14 protein-coding genes are annotated in these 20,319 nt (G+C 48.6%); 10 read left to right on the plus strand and 4 right to left on the minus strand.

From position 1 onward, the window contains the following. The first annotated feature begins 80 nt into the window (after positions 1–80). The 3 genes from OM95_RS13525 (at position 81) to OM95_RS13535 (ending at position 2,689) form a co-directional block, all read left to right on the plus strand. Complete coding sequence (locus OM95_RS13525) at positions 81–1,109, plus strand: hypothetical protein (RefSeq protein ID WP_291516402.1); 1,029 nt, start codon at positions 81–83, stop codon at positions 1,107–1,109. Between the two features lie 154 nt (positions 1,110–1,263). After that, on the plus strand, positions 1,264–1,902 hold the full coding sequence (locus OM95_RS13530; protein ID WP_041874856.1) for a hypothetical protein: 639 nt from the start codon (positions 1,264–1,266) through the stop codon (positions 1,900–1,902). Positions 1,903–2,014: 112 nt separating this feature from the next. Further along, positions 2,015–2,689 (plus strand): hypothetical protein, encoded by a 675-nt coding sequence (locus OM95_RS13535; RefSeq protein ID WP_041874857.1) that lies wholly within the window; start codon positions 2,015–2,017, stop codon positions 2,687–2,689. Positions 2,690–2,751: 62 nt separating this feature from the next. Here the strand turns inward: OM95_RS13535 and OM95_RS13540 are convergent, their stop codons facing one another. Together OM95_RS13540 and OM95_RS13545 are read right to left on the minus strand one after the other, a co-directional pair. After that, the gene (locus tag OM95_RS13540) at positions 2,752–5,259 is read right to left on the minus strand and encodes a sialidase family protein (protein ID WP_041874858.1); all 2,508 of its coding nucleotides are present in this window, start codon (positions 5,257–5,259) and stop codon (positions 2,752–2,754) included. Positions 5,260–5,382: 123 nt separating this feature from the next. Then, a complete protein-coding gene (locus OM95_RS13545; RefSeq protein ID WP_363228128.1) occupies positions 5,383–7,935 on the minus strand; it encodes a hypothetical protein in 2,553 nt (850 codons plus the stop codon). A 214-nt stretch (positions 7,936–8,149) separates the two neighbouring features. On the opposite strand from OM95_RS13545, the gene OM95_RS13550 reads away from it, so the two are divergent. The 6 genes from OM95_RS13550 (at position 8,150) to OM95_RS17370 (ending at position 17,678) form a co-directional block, all read left to right on the plus strand. After that, positions 8,150–9,907, plus strand: a complete 1,758-nt coding sequence (locus OM95_RS13550) for a DNA topoisomerase VI subunit B (RefSeq protein ID WP_041874860.1) — start codon at positions 8,150–8,152, stop codon at positions 9,905–9,907. An 8-nt stretch (positions 9,908–9,915) separates the two neighbouring features. Beyond that, a complete protein-coding gene (locus OM95_RS13555) occupies positions 9,916–11,079 on the plus strand; it encodes a DNA topoisomerase VI subunit A (RefSeq protein WP_041874862.1) in 1,164 nt (387 codons plus the stop codon). Positions 11,080–11,298: 219 nt separating this feature from the next. Then, positions 11,299–12,123, plus strand: coding sequence for a penicillin-binding transpeptidase domain-containing protein (locus OM95_RS13560; protein WP_041874864.1), 825 nt, complete (start codon positions 11,299–11,301; stop codon positions 12,121–12,123). Positions 12,124–12,407: 284 nt separating this feature from the next. After that, on the plus strand, positions 12,408–14,537 hold the full coding sequence (locus tag OM95_RS13565; protein WP_041874866.1) for a hypothetical protein: 2,130 nt from the start codon (positions 12,408–12,410) through the stop codon (positions 14,535–14,537). Positions 14,538–14,583: 46 nt separating this feature from the next. Beyond that, complete coding sequence (locus tag OM95_RS13570; RefSeq protein WP_041874867.1) at positions 14,584–17,175, plus strand: heparinase II/III family protein; 2,592 nt, start codon at positions 14,584–14,586, stop codon at positions 17,173–17,175. A 143-nt stretch (positions 17,176–17,318) separates the two neighbouring features. Then, a complete protein-coding gene (locus OM95_RS17370; protein ID WP_291516404.1) occupies positions 17,319–17,678 on the plus strand; it encodes a KH domain-containing protein in 360 nt (119 codons plus the stop codon). A gap of 5 nt (positions 17,679–17,683) precedes the next feature. On the opposite strand, the gene OM95_RS13580 is transcribed toward OM95_RS17370, so the two are convergent. Both OM95_RS13580 and OM95_RS13585 read right to left on the minus strand, forming a co-directional pair. After that, positions 17,684–19,066 (minus strand): sensor histidine kinase, encoded by a 1,383-nt coding sequence (locus OM95_RS13580; RefSeq protein WP_041874868.1) that lies wholly within the window; start codon positions 19,064–19,066, stop codon positions 17,684–17,686. After that, on the minus strand, positions 19,059–19,730 hold the full coding sequence (locus OM95_RS13585; protein WP_041874870.1) for a response regulator transcription factor: 672 nt from the start codon (positions 19,728–19,730) through the stop codon (positions 19,059–19,061). The genes OM95_RS13580 and OM95_RS13585 overlap by 8 nt, the downstream gene beginning before the upstream one ends. A gap of 102 nt (positions 19,731–19,832) precedes the next feature. On the opposite strand from OM95_RS13585, the gene OM95_RS13590 reads away from it, so the two are divergent. Beyond that, positions 19,833–20,276, plus strand: coding sequence for a helix-turn-helix transcriptional regulator (locus OM95_RS13590; protein ID WP_041874871.1), 444 nt, complete (start codon positions 19,833–19,835; stop codon positions 20,274–20,276). Positions 20,277–20,319: the final 43 nt, after the last annotated feature.

Genomic DNA, 20,319 nt, shown 5'->3' on the forward strand with positions numbered 1-20,319 from the left:
TCCAAACAAACAAAATTTACTTAACTTTAATATGGCAGCGCTGTCATTGTAAATAAAACATTATTTTGCGGCGAGGGCGAGTGAAGAAAGCATTTCTTTTTCTATGTTCATTTTTATTGACGTTATCAGTGGCAGCTCAAGAGGAGTCGATGAACGCTCCCGAAGAAAGTGTCTCGGTACCGTCGACAACTTTTCCCTCTGAAAATACGAAAGAACAAGTACCGATAATTTCCGCACCTGCCGATTCAATGAAGGTCACCTATAAAATTAAACAGATTATAAATAGTCACAATATTGTTCTTGTAGAATCTAGTCATCCAGTTCTGGCCCCTGTGGGCAAACTTTTTTTGGCAACGCTAAAAGATGGAAGTCAATGTTCTTTGATTTTATCTGAGGCGGAAAATAATATGCTGACGATGGAATCACATGACTGTTCTGGCCTTACTATCGGAACACCTGTTGAAGCTTCTTTGGTCAAATTGTCGAATAAGGAAATTCGTTCCTTTCGGGAAGATGAACCTTCAGCAGAAAAAAGTGGGTATCGCCTGGGCTTGTCAGTGTATTATTCAACGGCGGACAAGGTAGAGTTTAAAGACGCTTACATATTTTCATTTTCAGGATCTGGTTACGTTAATTCCACGTACACGGTGGATACCTCTGCCGGTTTGGGCCTTAGCTACTCAAAGTTAGAGCCTCAGTCTTGGGGAACTGTCTGGTCCCTTTTTTGGGAACCTAAACGTCAGATCAAGTCGTTAAAAATTACTGGACCAGGCGGGACTCTCTCCGGAAATGTCACTAACAATGCGGAAATAACACTATTTATTTTAGAGGGAGCGATGGCTTATCGGTGGGAAAACATTTATCTCCCGTTTGGTCTGAACTATACCGTCCCCTTTTTGACGTACAGCTATTCAACGGGATCTTGGAACTTAACGGGCTCTCTTGGGGCATATGTGGGGCTTGGCGTTTTGTTAACACCGTCTTCCGCATTAGAGTTATTTATCCGCTCGGTAGGGTTTGAAATGCAGGTCACAGACGGCACTGACCGCATTGATTTTCAGCGGGGAACGCTTACGGGCTTCGGTTTTGGCTGGAAGTATTCGTTCTGATGAAAGGGGGCCATCCTAAAATGTTCTCGCTAGGCAGGAAGTAACATTTCTTCGTCGCTGTCAAAAAATGTGACACCCAAACCGGCTTTTATGGGGACCTAATTTAATCTGAGCGAGCCTTCGTTTTGCACTGATGGGCGGATGGAGGTCTTCTATGAAACTCAAATCTTTGCTTTTTTTAGCCGTGGTCGCCCTGGCTCCGCAAGCCTGGAGTGTTGAAAGTGTTGAAGCCTTCCAAATCAATGATGTGGTCTATGACCAAGCCACGCAAAGCGCCTACGTCGTTTATAAAATTAACGAGGAACACGGTTATCTTTTCCTAAAAAAGAATGCCGACGATTTAGAAGTGGTGCCGCGCAAGCCGTCTGAAATATCCAAGATCACTTCGCTCGAAAATCAGGAAATGGAAATTGCGAAACTCAATTCTTTAAAGCCGGGTGATGTTGTCAGTTTTTTCAATCGGTCGTTAAAACGTTTTGATCATGGTAAAGTGCGCAGTGCTTCTGCCGATGGTTCGTTGACCTTTCAAGTGCGGGTTTTTCACGACGGTGGAAGTTATATCACCTTCGACGATTACCGAGCCCACATCAGTCAAGTCGGTGTGGCCGTGAACGAGAAGCAGGGATTTAAGCCGGGACAGAAGGTCTGCTTCCAGGGTGAAAAGGGTGATCTGGATACGGTCTTCAGCAATGGCACCGGCAAAATGGTTGTCGGTGATTTCTTCGGTGCTCGTTTTCTTATCTTTGAAAGAGCCAGGATCGTCGAGCTTTCTCGTCTGGAGTCCTGCGAATAACACACGACTGTAGGCGGGATGAGGTAGAGGTCGAGCCCTCGGGCAGGGCCTGGACTTGAGCAGAAAGTGGCGGAGGGCATAACCTTAAGGCCACGAAGCAAAGGATCTGCTCATGTCAAAAAAAATTATGGGTCTTGCCACTGTTCTTCTCTGCTTTATTTCAACAAGTAACAGCTACGCCAAAGAGATTCCCGTGCAAGGCCGTCTTTTTGCGGGCACTCATAGTATCGATCCTAAAAATGTCAATGAGACCACGGAAGCCCAGGGACTAAAAAAGTTTGAAAACATCAACCGCTTGGGAATTGAAATCACCTATCCTCTGTATCGCTATCTCGATGTGGGAATGCGCTACACCAAGAGGCTTGCGGATGTAGAAGAAAATCCGGCCAACTCGGCAACGGATTATAGTGCCAAGATCGATCAAGATTCGATTCTTCTGCTCGCGCGGGTGCCTCTTTATAAAACAGATATCCTGCATTTCGATTGCTATGCGGGTGTCGGGGGCAGTAACACCAGCTTGAAAATCAAGACGGCAAGTCAGGATGGCGAATTCGCCCGACGAGCTTCCGGTGATTGGGTGGCGACACCCTACGCAGCGGCTGGCGCTTCTCTTTCGATCGGGTATAAAAAGTTCTATCTTGTTTTTGAAGGCGGCTATGAAAGCAATAAGGTCGACGGATTCACTCGTACCGGAACCGCCAGCACGAACATCGATACCTTGGATCTTTCAGGCAGCTATTTTTCGATCGGCCTGATGTTTGATGGCGTGCCGGGCACAATCAAATAGATTTACTGAACAGGATCTGATTTATTGGGAATGAAGGGAAAGGGCCTTGTCGGCCCTTTTTCCTATTGAGAACTGTCGAGGACTCTGAGGATGGTTCGGGCTCCCAGGTACGCATCGTTGTAAGTGTAATTCAGTAAGAGTTCTGTGGAGCTGAGACTGTAAAAACGTTTTTCGGTGAGTTCGGTGCCGTATTCACCGATGCTTTCGCCGACGGTATATCGGTCGTCGATTTTTTCGATGATAGTCCACGTGCCGGGTGTAAATCCTTCGGTCACAACCACGTCTCCGTCAGTGGGATCCTTGACAAGGAAGTAGGGGATCGTGCCGCTCCAACCGATATCGAGTACGTTTGCAGGGGTACTAAAGGGACTCCATGTGGCGCCATTGTCGGTCGACTTGAACATGTTAGAGCCATTGTAGGCATAGACGTCGCCTGTCGGGCTTATCTTCAAAGCAAACGAGACTTCCCAATAGTTGGGGAGTGAAGAACCGCGCAGGGCTTCGCTCCACGTAGTGCCGCCATCTGATGAGCGATACACTACGATCGTTGCATCGAAATTGATTTGTTCCATGATGATCAGATAGACATTGCCGGCGGTGTCCACCTCTAAAGATTTGGGTTTGATCGAATGAACCCCGCCGGGCAAAGCAAAAGTTTTTACATGAGACCAGGTTGTTCCATCTGTCGTTTTGCCGACGACTATATTTGCGCCATCTTGTCCCGCGAAATAAGTCGCCGTGGTTTTGTTTGTAGCCAAGAAGTAATCCCATCCCGGGAAGGCGTACGAGTGCACATCATTCCAAACCGTGCCATCCGTCGATCTGCGTATGGCGGCACCGCCGTTTTTAGTGCCTATAGCGTAAAGAGCGCCATCATGTCCTTGAATAATATCACTCACGTAGGCGTCGTTCGAGGCGGGGACGAAGCGATCTGAATCCTGCCAGGTAAGACCATTATCCAAACTTTTTGTGACGACCCACGGAGAATTTCCATCCATATCGTCGGTGTCAAAGATAGCGTACAAAGTTGTTGGCGAAGTGCGAATGATTTCCGTGACGGTACTATAGAAAGCCCATGCAAAGCGGATTTCACTTCCCAGACTCCAGGTGGCCCCATCGTCGCCGGAATAGGCCACCGCTGCTTGATAATCTGTTTTGTTCGAGCCAATAGCTAAAATCTTGTTCAGGGTCGGATGCGATACGATCGTCAATCCATAGGGCCCTTTAGGTGGAGACAGCAAAGCATCAAGATCTAAAGGAGTCCACACCGTACCATTTGTAGAAGAGACGATTTTCCAGTCATAGGGATTCGTAGCTCTGTTACCGCCAGTGGCGATCAACTGGCCTGAAGCGGTCACCGTCATGCCTTGTAAAAAACTTTGGCCTGAATACACCTCAGCCCAGTTAGCGCCGCCGTCTGTCGTGCGATAAATCTTTCCCAACGCGCCCACGCGGCATGAGAAATAGGCCGTGTTGTCGTCAATGACCTGCAAGTTGCCACGCAACTCGTAATCGCCGTAGGTTTGCACAGCGGGAACGGAGGTTGCGGGCGTCCAAGTCCAGCTTCCCGAACTGAATGTGCCTTTAAGGAAATACATCGTCGCGGAAGGACCGGAGGCGCCGATCACAAAAAGATCGCCTGAAGGAGACACTTTGACTTGATAAGCGATGTCGCTACTGCCTCCTGCGAGGGGGGCCGCCTGATAGATTGTGTTCCAAGTCACACCATCGTCTTTACTTTCGCGAATTACCCAGAACTGGTCTGTCGTGGATTCAGCGTAACCGACCGCATAGATAAATCCTGTCGTGGGGGACACTGCGATGTCATAGCAGACATGATTAGATCCAGCGACTTCCCACCAGTGATCGGAAGTGGTCCAGGTGTTGCCTTCATCGGTAGACCGTCTAACAAACCAGCCCGAGCCGGGATCTGATGGTGTCGTGTCATACGCGTAGGCGTAACCGCAGACAAAAACAATACTGCCTTTTGCCGTCATCGCTAAAGGGTGGGATTCACCGTGATAGTGGTAACCCATAAATTGATCGACGCGATTCCAAGTGCCGCCGTCGTCGCTGCTGCGATAAGTGGCCCAGCGTTCGCCTTCGTAGTCACTTCCCACCGCCGTCGTTAAGACCTTACCTGAATCCAGCCATACAGCATCTGTAATGTAGTTCTGATCTTGCGCCGATTGAGGCATATCGATTCGTCTGAATTCGCGGAAGCCTTTACGATGAATGGTTACGGCGAAAGTTTTTCCGGTGCTATCAATGACCTCAAGAATTTCATCCACGACTTGCGCATTGGCAGGAATCGAGTACTGTCCTGTTGCGGTGTCAAGATAACCTGATGTCGAAGGTTTATAAGTGAAAGGCGGTGTTCCTCCGGCAGGCTCAATGGTCATAGAGGAACCAACATCCAAAGTAAGAACTACGGGGACGGCGTCGCTGTCCGAGATAATTTTGGAAGTTAAATCTGTTTGAAGAGAAGCATCTATCGAACATGCTGTCAAAAGAAGTATGAAACAAATGACAATCAATTTCCGAGACGTACCGAGTATGATGTGATTCATAACTCATTTATCGGTAAATTCTGAAAGATAATTTAATATGCTAAGAATTTTTTATGAGAAGACTGTCTCAGTTTGAGATGAAACCATGAAGAAATGGTAAATAAGAAAATCCAGGTCCCCTGGCTACAGCCCCACGGCCAGCCAATCAATACGGTATTTATTCGTGTTGTGGGGAAGAGTTGTGGTATTGCAATTCGTGGCATCGAAACTTCCCATCAGATTAATGTAAATTCGAAAGCTTGTCGCTGTGGGGGTATAAACCGAGGTTGCCCCGGTTGTAACCCAATGTCCGCCATCGCCTTGAATTGAAGGAAAGTATCTAAATACGGTCGAAAAGCCACAAGCTGAAGTGTCGATATTCATGTAGGCCCCACAGGAGCCCGTGACCGCAGAATGCAGACTGTAATAAGTCCAGCCTGAATTGGCACTGGTTCCGCTGCACATTCTGAGGGCCGTTCCCGACGTATCCTTGACCGCTCCCACTAAGTTGCCCGTGATCTTGGCATTCCCGGCGACCTCCAATTTAGCCGAGGGAGTTGTTGTCCCAATACCGACATTGCCATTGTGATCGATGCGCATTCTTTCGCCGCCATTGACCTCCGTGTTGGTGGTTGTAGTAAATCTTAACGCCGACCCATGCCCCACTGTGCTCCAGTTTTCGGTGGCGATGGCACTGACTCCGGTGGGTTGTGCTTGGGTTGAGAATCCGACGCCATCGTGTCCCAGAAAGGCCATCCAGCCGAAGGTGTCGTTGGTTTGTGTCGCTGTCGGCGCACTGGCGGTTCCGCGCGCGCCGCGGGTTTGCATCAATCCTCCAGGATTGGAATTTGCGATGGTGGTTGAAGTGATGCCGCGACTGGTGGCGCCGCTTGTTTCTAAAACCTCCAAGCTTGTTGCGGGAGCTGCCGTACCAAGCCCTGTCTTGCCATCAGGAAGAATAGTCATCGCCACGGAGTTATTGGTTTTAAAACTTAAAGACTGATTGTCATTCGTTCCCAACACGGCCGAGACGCCAAAAGAGTTCCCATTGTTCAAGAACACTGAACTGGTTGTGAACGAGGAACAAGTCATCATTCCAGTGGCATCGAAAGTCAGTATTTGTCCGTGACCGCAGTTGAATGCGGTTAATGCTGAACCCGTCCCGTTGGTAGCCACTAAACGATTGGCAAGGATGGACGTCGCCCCGGTGCCCCCTTTAGATACCGGCACGGCAGACGGGAAGGTGGTCGGGTCGGCAGAAACCACTCCTGCGTTGACCGCAAGACCATTTCCGACTTGCATCGCTCCTTTGCTTGTCGCACTGGCATCATCGATCGTAATCACGGGTGTTGTGCCACCCGATGAAACGACAATCGGAGCCGTGCCAGTGACGTTGGTGACGGTTCCATTTGTTGGCGTCACCCATTGCAGTCCAGAAGCTTGGGTGGTGTTGACGGAAAGGACCTGTCCATTCGTGCCCGAAGGCAGGCGAATATCATTGGTACCATCGTTCACTAACACGTCCCCCTTGGTGGTGAGTGGTGAAAGTGCATTAAAGGCGGCTAGTGCTGTTGCCTGTCCCGTTCCGCCATTAGCAACCGGCAAGACACCTGTTACTTCGGTGGAAAGACTGACAGCTGCACCAGAACTGGCCGAGGTCAGTCGTCCTTGGGCATCGACAGTGATTGTGGCCCGCGTGTAAGAGCCCGCCGTCACGGTGGTATTTGCTAGTGAAATTGTTCCGGTTGTGGAAATCGGACCGCCGCTCAGCCCGGTTCCTGTCACGATGTTGGTGACTGTGCCGCCGGCGTTGTTATCCGCAGCGGGAGCCCATTTGGTTCCATCATATTTCAAAACTTGTCCCGCAGTGGGGGCTAGGGCGCTGACCGCGGTATTCTGAATTTTTGCGACGACGGGGTTGGGATAGGTGCCTGATAAATCTCCTGCCGCCGCTCCGGTGGGTGTTCTGGCGTCACTGAAACGAGCGTCGTCTCCGGCAGCAACGGTTCCAGCGACGGCACCGATGTTTAAAGTCAGCGCTGGCGTGGAGGTAGTATTGGCGATAGACAGGTAAGCATTGGTTGAGGTGACCTGGGTGACAGTACCACCAGCAGCCCCAGAAACCGGCGCACACGTAAGGGCCGCCCCTGTCCAGGTCAGAAATTCATTGGCAGAACAGGTGGGTAAACCTGCTTTTAAAAGGAACTCGTCGGCGGATCGTGTCCCAAGTTTTTCGGCAGAAAGAGCATAAGCGGAGTAGGGGACCGAGCGGATCTCGTTGGCGGGTGAGATCACTTTCCAACCGGTCCCGTCGTGGAATTGCACTTTCAAAAGACGAATATCCATAGAAGCGGCAGTGTAAGTGGCTCCGCCATAGCAGTTGTGAATTTTGGAATTGTTAAACGCATCCAACAAAGTAAAAAGGGGATCTGACGGAAAGAGCTTTGTGCCTGAACCGATGGGGACATCAAAAACGCCGTTGGAATTCAAAAGATTCACACCATCGCGCTGTTCGCGGTAAATGACGCAGCTGCCATTAGGATTTGTAATCTCGAAGATGAAACTGGTGCTTCCATATTCCAACGGGTGCCCATCGCTTTTGACGATGCGCCCTTGATAGGTCAAAGCATTGGGCGCCGCCGTCGCGAGCGTCCCAAAAAGAGATATGAGAATAAAAAGATACGTGCCTGTTCTCATCTAAAAGACTTATCGGATGCCATAGAACTTTCATTAAGTTAATGGGGAGGTAAGAGGAACTGGGCTCGTATTTACGACCTCCATCTGCAAATGGATTTAATTTGCCGCTTAGCATCAGCGAGCCTAAAGTCTTGCTTTGACTCCCTGCGTTCGGCTTAACCTATGAAAGTCATTCATTAAAATTCGTTAACATCTCGTGAAGGATCAAGCGACCGTGAGTAAGATTACCAAAAGTAGCACCGCTGAATATTTTGCGAAGAACCTCCAACAGGTGGGATTTTCGTCTCCTTTGAAAGCCGTTTTGACGACTTTAAAAGAAGCCGTGGACAACTCTTTGGATGCGTGTGAGCAAGCGGGCATTCTTCCTGATCTTCTAGTTGAAGTCACCAAAGTAGGAACGGGTTCTACTAAAAATACTGATTTAATTCGCATCGTTGTCGAAGATAACGGACCTGGAATCGAAGCTGAAGATCTTGCCAAAGTTTATGGTGAGTACTTGGCTTCGTCAAAATTTGGTCGTGGACAGTGTTCACGCGGTCAGCAAGGTATTGGTATCTCTGCGGCGACGACGTGGGCGCAAATGACCAATGCCCGTGGTGTAAACGTTATTTCCAAGACCAAAAAGATGCGTAAAGCGATCTCTGCGCAAGTGGATGTCGACATCAAATCCAATACAGGTGTTCTAAAAAATAAGGAAACTTTGGACTGGGATCGTGAACACGGAACTCGTGTTGAATTCGTTCTTGATGGACGTATTCAGTTAAACGGTGACGGCGGTATCGTGACTTATATTGAGGGCACAATCCTGGTAAATCCGCATATGACCATCACTTACAAGTTGATGGAAAACGACTATGTGACTGTGAACCGTGTCAGCACGGATGTGCCGCAAGTTCCCGAGGCGTCCTTGCCTCATCCTCACACGTTTAAACTGGGCGAGTTCATCACGCACTCCACTTTGTTCGGAAAAACCACGCTTTCTAAGTTCTTAAAGACCGGTTTTTCGCGTATTTCGGACCAGTCTATCTCTGAATTTACAAAAAAAGGTCTGCCTAAAAATCTTTTGGAAAAACCTCTGACTTCATTGACGGAAGAGGATTTTAAAAAGGTGTTCCAAGCCGTGCAAAACACGGACTTGATGGCGCCTTCCACGAAGTCAGTTTTGACGGTAGGGGAAGAAGCTCTTTCTAAATCCATCACTCGTCTTGGTGAAATCGACTTCTTTGCGGTGGTGACACGTAAACCGACAATCTGTGACTTTAAACCGGTTGTGGTGGAAGTCGCATTGGCGCGTTTCAAAGACCGCTATCAAGAGGCCGACAGCCCAGTGACTTTGCTTCGTTTCGCGAACCGTGTGCCATTGCAATTTGATAAATCAGGTTGCGCAATCACCTGGGCGATTGAGTCTGTGAACTGGAAGTCCTATGGTTTGGGACAACCCAAAGACAGCTTGCCGCTAGGTCCTTACATCTTTGCAGTGTCTGTGGTTTCGCCATTCATCAAGTTTAAAAATGCTTCGAAAGAAACGATTGATGCTTCCGAAGAGTTGGTGGCAGAAATTCGTTTGGCTTTGATTCAAGCTGGTCAAAGACTGTCTCGTCACATCAAAAAAGAAGTGAAAGAGGCGGATCTTGAAAGAAAACTGGCGCACATCGAGCAGTTCGGTCCAATCTTGGTTGAAGGTTTGGCGCGTATCATTAATGCTCCCGAGTCTCGTAAGAAAAAGGCTGAAGAAGGTTTGAAAAAACTTTTAGGTCGCGATTCTGAAGAGGCGATCGCTGATTTGGAAGCGGCGGAATCTAAACTTCTTGAGCAGAAAAAGCGCGAGAAGAAAAAGGGCATCGATCACGAGATCGAAGAAGACGTGATCAGCAGTGAAGATCTTGTCGAAGAAGCCTCTGAGTCGGCGGGCACGAAGAAGACGACGACAAAAAAAGAAACGACTAAAAAAACAACTGGTAAAAAGAAGTAGGTTGAACGATGGGAAAACTACTCAGCATTCGTGAATTAAAAATTGATATTCCCAAAGAAGCCCGCATTTTGGCCGACAAGATGCTTAGGGATCTTGAGTCTTCAAAGCGTCCGGTTTTAGAGGCGGTAAAAACATCTCTGGATAATTCTTTGTACAACTCTAAAGTGGGTTACCTCACGCCGGGGGACAAAGTTGTCCGTACTGAACTGAACGTTTCTTCTGTTCAGAAGCTAGCGCGTGTGGTTTTCGTTTTGGAAATCCTTTTGAACAACCTGGACAAAGGCGCGGTAAATACAAAGCGTGAGCTTTATTACATGTGTAAAGGTCTGATTAAAGGGAATCCTCGTTTGAAGCCGTTGGATTTCGACGACCAACCGGAATCAGACGCGATCATCGATTTCATCGGTGATATGCTTGAAGTGTACCGTGAAGAATTGAACTGTTTCGCCAATGACCGTGGGGGTCAGACGTACTCTCAACAACTGGTTGTGACCGAAACCTTGCCGGATGGCGATAAGGCCGTTGTCGATCTTTCGACTTTGGGTACTTCCCCATTCCAACCGAAGAACAAACCTCAGTCTTTGAAGTTGAAAGCGAAAAAGAAAATCGATTTCTGCTTGATCGTTGAGTCTGAAGGTACGGCGAATACTTTGGTCACGATGGGTTTCACTCGTCGTAACAACTGTATCGTGATGGGTGCGCAAGGGGTTCCATCGAACGGCGTGCGTGGTTGGTCGAAATTGATCCAGGAAGAGTTGGACGTGCCAATGTACTTCTTCGGGGATCTCGATGCGTACACATTGCAAAACATCTTCCGTACTTTGAAAGCGGGATCGGCGGCATCTTTGATTCGTAATGCTGACTTCTCGGCTCCGAACGTCAAATTCTTGGGCGTTTTGCCTGAAGACGTGAAGAAATACGATCTTCCTCACTACAAAGTGAAAGAATCCGATCCAGCTGAAGCGCGCGCTCTGAAAAAAGCCAAAGACGCTTTGGAAAACGATCCGTTCTTCTTGGACAAAAAGAACAAAAACTTGGCGGACATCCTACGCTGGTTGATCAAAGAAAAGATTCGTTGTGAGCAACAGTCTTTCTTCTCTGTCGACCCGAACGATCCGATCAAGACCGAAAAATTGATCTTGGAAAAGATCAAAAGAGGTTCTTACGTATAGGATTTCAAAAACCCGCTGTAAAAAGCGGGTTTTTTGTTTTGTGGGCAAAGGAACTCTTCCTTTCTAGCCAAAGAAAGTGAGGGGATCGCCTTTGACACTGTTGCTTGTCGCCACGGTGGCGGTCGAAGTCTATGTTGAAGTTCCTGGCTGGCTTCCCGAGTTGTTCGCTTGAAAAATTGATGTTAGCGTTTCTAAAACATCTTTTCTTTGGAACTTTCTATGAAAACGCTTTCTGTTCTTTTTGCAATCTTCCTGCTGACAGCCTGCTCAACGGCACCAAAAAAGTCTGCAACGGAAAAAATGTCTTCAGAAAATTTTTTCGCCGGCAAGAAGGGCTGTTTTCTTTTGTTCAATATGAAAACCGGCAGTTACGACAAAGTGATCGGGGACGAGGTTTGTAAAGAACGTTATCCGGCATGTTCAACCTTCAAAGTTCCTTTGGCGGTGATGTCGTTCGATGCGAAGGTGCTGAAAGACGAAAATGAAGTTTTGCAGTGGGATGGCCATAAAGATATTCGCCCGGAAGTAAATCAAGATCACGACGCCAAGACTTGGATGAGAGACTCTGTCGTTTGGTTTTCGCAAAGACTGACACCGAAAATGGGAAAGAAGAAGTTCCAGAAATATTTGCGCGATTTCAACTATGGCAATCAAGATATTTCCGCGGGAATTAAAACGGCTTGGTTGAAACCTCCTCAGCAAAATGGACTGCAGATCACGGCTTATGAGCAGGTGGAATTCATGAAAAAACTTTGGACCGAGCAGTTGCCTGTGTCGCAAAGGTCGATGCAACGGGCTCGGGAAATCACCTATCTTGAGACCTCGCCGCAAGGTTTTAAGTTGCATGGTAAAACCGGTTCTAATTTTTATGATCAGCAACGCAAGATCAATTTTGGCTGGTTCATCGCGCACCTTCAGAAAGATGGCCAAGAATATATTGCCGTGACCAATCTGAGCGATTTAGCGCCTTCTGAGGAAGGTTATGGTGGTCCTCGGGCTAAGCGAATCACTAAGCAGATCTTGGCATCTGAAGGTCTGTGGTAACCAAACACTTCATTTTTAAAAATATTTAATCTTACTTAAACCGGGCACGTTTCCTTGTGTCCGTTGAGTCAAACGAAAAAAATCTTCAAACAACTCGCATAGATTAGACTTCATTTTGGAAAGATGTCTTTTCGTGCCGCCTCAAGTTCCATTCTTACCACCTGCAGACACATCGGACTCACACCGATAGAAATTCGGAAACGAGTTTTACTAGGAATATTGTGTCTATCTCGCGGATTTCAACAACTAGATTTGGAGATACTTGTATGTGCAGAGCAAGGCAAATGAGCGGTCTGTTTTGGGTGATGGGTTGCCTTAGTATTTATTCAGCCGTAGCGGGGGCTTCGCTGAACACGCTCACCTATCAGGGGCGAATCACGGGGGACAATGGGGCACCTCTGGAATATAATAACGTCAGTTTCTTTTTTGAAATCACAGATCCGTCGGGCAATTGTGTAATTTATAAAGAGCAAAAAGACGGCGTCAATATGACAGGTTCCAAAGGTCTTTTTGATGTGGCGATTGGTTCCGGCACCAAACAGTTTCCCGCAGACCCACTCTTCAAACTTTTGGATGCTTTTGCAAATAACAACGTTACTTTCAACTGTGCGGCGGGAGGCACTTATCAGTCTTCAGCCGGGGCCCTTCGTCTGTTGCGAGTGCAATTTCATGATGGCAGTTTGTGGCATCAGATATCTCCTGCAAACGAGATAAGAAGCGTTCCTTATGCCGCTGTGTCGTTTTCTGCGGAAAAGTTAGGAACATTCTTGCCGACAGATTTTCTTTTAAAGACGGCGTTGCCCGCCTGTGCTCCAGGTCAGGTTCTTTCGTCGAATGGCACGACCATCAGCTGCGTGGTCGATTCGGGCGGTGGTGGAACCGTCAGCACGGTGACTGGCACCGGCCCTATTACTACGTCAGGAACCACGGCGATTACTGTCGGAATTGATGTCGGAACGACGGCAGGGACTGTCGCCGCTGGGAATGATGCTCGTTTCACCGATGCGCGGACTCCAACGGGAACTGCAGGCGGCAGTCTTAGTGGCACGTATCCCAATCCGGGTATTGCCGACGGGGCTATTTCAACGACCCAGCTTTTTTCCAATCCGGGTATTAATAGACTTGTCGCCACGGATGGAGTGACCGGAGCAAACCTCGCCCCGGTCACATGTGGAACTTTGGATCATATTCTAAAATGGTCCGGGACAGGTTGGAGTTGCGCAAGTGCCTCGTCTTTGATTGCCGCGGATTTTAAAGCGGATGGCTCAGTGCCTATGACGGGGGCTTTGCTAGCGGCCTCAGGAACAGCGGCGGCTCCCTCGATTTCTTTTGCCAGTGATTCCGGAACCAACACAGGACTTTTCCGGGCGGCCGAAGATGTTCTGGGTGTAGCGACGGCAGGCAGTGAACGGATGCGCATCGATGCCAATGGAAATGTTGGCGTGGGAACTTCTTCGCCCACGGCGCTTCTGCATTTAAGTACTCTGACAACCCAGAATCGTATTTTACAAAATTCCACCACGGGGGCCAACGAGCATGCGATGAGTACGCAAGGCGGTTCGAATATTTTGAATATGAGTTATGCGGCAGCGGGGAACACGGCACCGGCCAGTGGAAATATTTTGGGGGCCTGGACGTGGTCGTCTTATGACGGCAGTGCGTATGGAAATGCGGCGAGTATTCGCGTCGAATCCGATGGCGCGGCTTCAAGTGGTAATACACCCGGAAAAATCAGATTCTTGACTACACCCACGGGTTCTGTGAATCCCATTCCACGCGTGGTCATTGATAAAAACGGCAACGTCGGTGTGGGAACTTCGACGCCGGGCTACCTGGTGGATGTGCACACGACCAATGCGACGTCAGGCATTCGCGTGTCCAACGATGATTCAACCTCCACACAAAATCCTGCGATGTTGGTTTCTAATCACATGGGAACGGCGCTGACGGGACGACCGATGTTTGTTGTGCAATCCAGTCGCGGCAGTGCCAGTGCGCGCACGGCCGTTCAGGCCGGAGATTCGTTAGGAGGCTTCTTTGGTTTTGGCTATGACGGAGCCGCTTTTTCCGAGGGCGCACGTATCGAGTTCATTGCGACAGAACCCATATTTTCCGGCGCCGGCCGTGGCAGTAAAATTTATTTCCAAACAGTCAGTAATGGTTCGACGACCTCCAACACGCGAATGGCCATTGATCACAACGGCAATATTGGTATTGCGACGGTGACCCCAGTGGAAAAACTCGATGTGAATGGCAACATGAAAGTAAAGAAGAATTCATCGGAACCCTATCCTTGCGATATCGATCATGACGCCGTGTTGGCGATCACCTCAGGCTATCGTCAATGTATCTGCAAAGGTGGAACGGCAACGTGGGTTTACACCTCTGATGGTTCCACGAGCTGCGTCTGGTAAAAAGGACTTAATAGATTTTCTGTTTCAATCTCAATAAGGAGAAGTGATGAGTCCGGTTAATTTATTCCATCTGCGTACGATAATCTTGGTGTCGACCGCCTTCTTAACGGCTTCTTGCGAATTCGGTTCCGGCGGCAAAGAAATTCAGGCATCAAAAAAGGCTCCCGAGGTTTCTCCGGCGCCGCCTCCTTCATCAAGTGCGCCTCCGCCTTCCACGGTGGGCACACCTCCAGGATCAGTTCAGCCAGCGCCCCCCGCGAGCGAGCCACCGCCCGAGGAAAATGAAACACCTCCGACGCCGACAGAGTCTCCTCCTGTGGAGGAGCCACCGCCTGTGCAAGAGCCGGAGCCAACTCCAACGCCAACTCCTGCGCCGGTACCGGAAACGCCGCCGTCGCCAGAACCGCCCGCGGAACCGGAAGTGCCGCCAACAACGGAAAATCCTCCTCCCGAGAGTGAGCCTGCTCCCGTTGTAGTTTGTACGCCGAACACAGTTCAGGACTGGATGGCTAGTGGCAATGCTTTGGCGCAAGTCGTGCGGCCTACAGATTGTAACACCGTCGAGCAAACGCCGCCGGATTTCCGTTGGCCTGACGTCGCGACATCCGGGGGCTATCAAGTGACCCTGACTTATCCCAATGGTTCAACGAAGACTTTGAATGCGTCTCAGAACTGGTTGAATTGGGATGAAGTGTTGCCAGTGGGAACTTATTCATGGGTGGTTAAAAATCCAGCCGGCGTGACCAGCGCGCCCCGAAAATTTATCGTCGATGCGAATTCGAAACCGTTTGTAGTTCCGAATATCTCGACGTTATTAAGTACAGTATCCGCGAAAACGCATCCACGTTCGTTGCCTGAGGCATTGACTTTAGAGTTAATGAAGACGCAGCGACAGTCCGCGATCAATTCACTGTTAAGTCAGGTCAACAGCCGTCTTTCGCAAACTCTTCCCAATCCAGGAACGACGGCGACGGATTGTTTTAACTACAGTAAATATGCCCTGGCGTCTTTGCAGGCCTGTGTTTTCAGCGGGCAGACCAGTTATTGTAACGATGCGATTAATAGAGTCATGAATTTGGCGTCGTGGGATCCGAATGGCCCGACGAAATATTCTCTTCCGGCCGGGACAGATATGGCGGCTCGATACCTGACTTGGACTGTGGCGGTGGGATACGATTGGCTGTATTCGCGCCTGACTTCCGCACAACGGTCGCAGATTTTGGCGATGCTGATCGCGCGCAATGGGTTGATGTATAACGATATTATCGGGACACGCTCGCGAATCTCAGTCAATCCCCGCGACTCTCACGGCAATCAGACTTTAACTATCGTCGCTGTTATTGCGTCGCTGGTGGTCGGCGATCTTCCCGAGGCGAATACCTGGTTTACGAATGCGCTTCCTCAGGCGGTGAACGCGATCAACCCTTGGGCGGACGAAGACGGTGGTTTTGCCAACGCGGCGACTCAGGGAAATTGGGATGTCGGTGAAATGTTGCCATCGCTTTACCAACTTCGTTACGGAACAGGAATCGATGTGGCGCAAAAACCGTGGATTCGAAACTGGGGTCGTTATTTCGCTTACTTCACGCCGCCAGGAATGTCAGAGTTCACGACAGTTTTCGGTGACGGGTTTGAACGGAATCAAGGCGAGCAGCAGGCGCGATACGGAAAAGGTTACACGTTTTTTTCGCCATCACCCTTGGGCCGCTGGCACATGTCTAAAATCAGTGGAGAGGATCGGACTCGTATCGAATACCTCTTGGCGCCTCCTGCCGATTTTACCGGAACTCAGCCTTTCCCTGAAGGAACACCCCACGCGCTTTGGTTGAAGTCCATCGGGCAGGTGGCAATGCATAGTGATCTGTCTAATCTTGCCAGAACCTCGGTGTACTTTAAATCCAGTCCAAAGCCTTATGGCGCTTTTAATCACAGCCACGCGGATCAAAATAGTTTTGTCATCAACTCGGGAGGCAAAAGACTGGCCATCGAGTCAGGTTACTATGACGACTATAAAACGCCGCATTGGCTGAAGTGGTATCATACGACGAAGGCGAAAAATGCCGTGACCTATGACGACGGCAAGGGACAGGTCTTCTATGAAGTGAATAATAAAATGGGATCAGGGGACGTCACTTTATTCAAGCACACCCCAACCTATGACATTGTCAGCGGTGATGCGACATCTGCCTATGATGGAGCTTTATCGAAAGCCAAGCGAACTCTGGTCTATTTACGTCCGAATTTGGTGGTGGTGTATGACGACCTGGCATCGACAACGGCCCGTCAGTGGGAGTGGAATATTCATGCGCTCAATCAGATGACCTCTTCGAACAATACTCAGGCTAAGATCACCAATGGCAGTGAAACTCTTTGTATCGATGTGCTTGCTGGACCTGGCGTGCAGTTTTCTCAGCATAATATCTTTACCGAAAACCCGTCCAATGGAGGGGCCGCTCAGTGGCATGGAAAGTTTTATAATGCGACAAGAACAACCAATGCCGAGTTTGTCGTTCTGCTGAATATCGGCTGTTCAACGTTAACAGCGTCAGCAACAAAGACTTCGGGAAAGTGGAATATTCAGGTGGGAAATCGAAGTGTGAGCATTGAAGCGGGAGCTGTGACGGTTCAAGATCCCTAAAAAAGATCTGGCTGTGTCTGCTTTTTGCCCGACTTATATGTCTTCACGAGGACAGAGGCAGACACAGAAAGTGAGAAAGTGTTTTAAATTGGTCTTTCCGGATTTCTTAGAGGTTATTAATCTTAAGAAAAGGGAGTTCGCTTATGTCAGACACCGGAAAGTTGAACGTTGTTAAAGTCAGAAAGGCACTCTTTACGGAATCCGCGAGCGCCAGAAATCTGGAAGCGACTCCTGCTGTGCCCGGAGAAGAAGACCTGGTTCGTGAAGAAGCCGGTCTGTTGCTTGAGATTTTACTGCGCCGAATAGTGCCGGAACCGAATGATGTCAGCGTTTCTTTCGCTAAGGGAGAACGCACCACCGTTTACAAAGTGGAATGTTCGAAGAACAACTTCAGCTACATACTGGGAAAACAAGGGAAGACCATTGATGCTCTTCGGAAAGTCGTGTCCGTGATCACAAGTCGTCATGGCATTCGCTCCGTGGTCGAGATTCCTTATTATTAAAAAGCTTAAGACAAGCGAAAGGCCACAGACACCTCAAAGCCTTCCGGGGAAGTCGTCGTCCGCAACCTGAGATGTCCCTGATGGGATTCTACGATGGAACGAACAATCACACTACCCAGCCCCAAGGAACCTTTGAAACCGTCGGCCGTAAAAGTACGGCTTTTCTTTTTTTGTCCGTATTGCCGAATCTGCTCCTCGCTGGGTAACTGACCATCGTTCCAAACTTTAAGAAGAAGAAGTCTCTTTTTTTCCGCGACTTCAATATTTATAGTTCGTGCTTTGGCATTGAGGGCGTTTTCAAGAAGATTGGAAATAAGTCGCTTTGCCAGAACAGAATCTATTTTTAACAAAGCGCCGGCATAGTTTTTGGTTTGAACATGAATCGTCGGCAGATGGGACGAGGTCGCCTGCAGCTTTTGAATCTCGATATTGACGAGATCGGCCAGATTGATCGTTTCCGTCGTGGGTCCTCGACGTGCTTGAATCTCTGCCAGAAAAAACAAATCTTCAATCAGTTTGCTCAGGTAAAGAGACTCTCCGGAGATGACGTTCAGAAGATTCCTCTGAGAAACTGGCGGCAAGTTCTGCGAGTACATCAAGGTTTCAGACGCACCGGTCAGACTTGTCAGAGGCGTTCGCAGATCATGGGCTATTTCTTGTAAAACGAGCAGTCTTTCTTGCTCATAAGTCCGAAGTTTTTCGCCGACAACTTGCAGCTTATCTGCCATTTGATTGAAGATCGGAATCAGCCCTGAAGAACGGTCGAATTTGGAAAGGGGAACTCGTGCAGAAAGATTTCCTTTTTCGATCTCCATAAGGGTTTTGTCGATCATCAAAGACTTTCGCTTTAAATAGAAAATCATCGCAGCGATCGAGGCCAGATACACAAAGAAGCAAGAAATGAAAACCGCAGTGACCACAATAACACTCAAACGAACGATCGGGCCTTTTCGATCGTCGCGAAAGCCGACAATCAGGTCTGAGTCTGCGGGATTGACCAAGACATATCTCGTTGTGAACGGATTTAAGCTCAAAATGATTTCATTGTAAGTATTTTTCGGCGCGTCGGACATCTCGTGAAAATGCGCCATGAGAATTTCGGAGGGAGGCTCTGTTCTATTGGTAAATCTGATGTTTCCATGTGGATCAAAAACCCATATGGGGTATTCAGAACGAGAAGAGGGAACGATGTATTGAGTGACTTTTTGCAGATTGTGTTCGAAGTCCGGGCTTTCCGTCATGACTTTGGCAACAGCCAAGTAGGTTCTTTCGCGCAAGTGGTTGAGAAGACGACTGATAATAATCCCGGTCAGCAGAGAAAAAACCAAAGCTACGACAATAGATAAAATCATGCCGATGGTGAGCGTCGGCATTTTAAACTTAATCATGAAGCCACTCCGCTTTGTAGCCGATACCGTAGACAGCAGAGATCTCTAATTCGTCCACATTCGCTGATTTCAGTTTGGCTCTTAGTCGGGAAATGTGCGAATCAAGACTTCGATCCAGAATCTGTCCATGAGGATCTAATCTTGAAGCGAGATCCGTGCGACTGATGATGCGACTGGGGTTTTTCAAAAGAATTTCTAGAATTTTAAATTCTGTGCGTGTGAACTCGATGCTTTTACCCTTATAGGTGCAGGTGAGTTCATCCGTGTTCAGAGCGAAATCATTTGTTCCAAGATTCATTTCTGTCAGGGGTTTTAAATATTTTTCTATTCGCACCCGGAGTTCGTGAAACCCCACAGGTTTTCTAATGAAGTCGTGGGCGCCCGCTTGTAGGCAGCTCACCGCGGTCATTTCATCGACTTTCGCGGTCAGTATAATGATCGGAGTATCCGGGAACAAGCTTCTAAGATGTTCGCATAAAGTCAGGCCGTTCATTTGTGGTAAATTGAAATCAAGCAACAGGAGATTGTGGTTGTGGGCGAGGCCTTTAGAAAGATAGCTTTCCGCTGAATCATAATGATCCACAGTGTGACCAAAGCTCTGCAGGTTGATCGTGAGCGTAGCTGCAATACTCTTATCATCTTCGACAATACCGATTCGTGCCAAGTCGAGTTCCTACTGTGGGTGGATTTCAAAGATATCAGTTTTCGCAATAATTTCGCAAGAATTGATACCTATTATTGTGTCAGAACTCAAGGACGCACAATAATGAAAAGGCAAATTGTCAGAGAATTACAAGAGATTCTGGATAAAAGAAGAGAAGCCAATCATCGCTATTCTTTGAGAGCTTTCGCCCGAGATCTCAAGATGGACCCTTCCGTGCTTAGTAAAATTCTGCGCGGAGACCGGGGAATCTCCCGCATCAACTTACTTAAGTTGTGTAAAGCGCTGGGATTTTCAGAGGAGAAAACAAAAGATTATTTAAAAACCTCCACCCCGCGCCAGGCCAACGAAATAGAGAAGCGACTGATTAAACAAGTCGCCTTCGGGGCGGAAATCCGGGAGTTTCGGCTGCCCAAAAGTTTGCTGCCAAAGCTTTTTGAGCATCTTGAGCAAATCCGCTCTCAGCAACTGATCGAAGGTGGCGGCGACGCTGCTCAGAACGAGCAGTGTCTGGTGAGCCTGGTTTACACGGAAGAAAAAGATATTTGATCAGTAGAGGCCAGGAACTTCTTCGCCAGGAAGGAGTTCCTTT

The sequence above is a fragment of the Bdellovibrio sp. ArHS genome (assembly GCF_000786105.1).
Classification (GTDB): domain Bacteria; phylum Bdellovibrionota; class Bdellovibrionia; order Bdellovibrionales; family Bdellovibrionaceae; genus Bdellovibrio.

Coding starts and splice junctions, on each gene's coding strand:
- OM95_RS13530 (WP_041874856.1), top strand. CDS start 1,264: ATGAAACTCAAATCTTTGCTTTTTTTAGCCGTGGTCGCCCTGGCTCCG.
- OM95_RS13555 (WP_041874862.1), top strand. CDS start 9,916: ATGGGAAAACTACTCAGCATTCGTGAATTAAAAATTGATATTCCCAAA.
- OM95_RS13560 (WP_041874864.1), top strand. CDS start 11,299: ATGAAAACGCTTTCTGTTCTTTTTGCAATCTTCCTGCTGACAGCCTGC.
- OM95_RS13545 (WP_363228128.1), bottom strand. CDS start 7,935: ATGAGAACAGGCACGTATCTTTTTATTCTCATATCTCTTTTTGGGACG.
- OM95_RS13535 (WP_041874857.1), top strand. CDS start 2,015: ATGTCAAAAAAAATTATGGGTCTTGCCACTGTTCTTCTCTGCTTTATT.
- OM95_RS13540 (WP_041874858.1), bottom strand. CDS start 5,259: ATGAATCACATCATACTCGGTACGTCTCGGAAATTGATTGTCATTTGT.
- OM95_RS13590 (WP_041874871.1), top strand. CDS start 19,833: ATGAAAAGGCAAATTGTCAGAGAATTACAAGAGATTCTGGATAAAAGA.
- OM95_RS17370 (WP_291516404.1), top strand. CDS start 17,319: ATGTCAGACACCGGAAAGTTGAACGTTGTTAAAGTCAGAAAGGCACTC.
- OM95_RS13565 (WP_041874866.1), top strand. CDS start 12,408: ATGAGCGGTCTGTTTTGGGTGATGGGTTGCCTTAGTATTTATTCAGCC.
- OM95_RS13580 (WP_041874868.1), bottom strand. CDS start 19,066: ATGATTAAGTTTAAAATGCCGACGCTCACCATCGGCATGATTTTATCT.
- OM95_RS13570 (WP_041874867.1), top strand. CDS start 14,584: ATGAGTCCGGTTAATTTATTCCATCTGCGTACGATAATCTTGGTGTCG.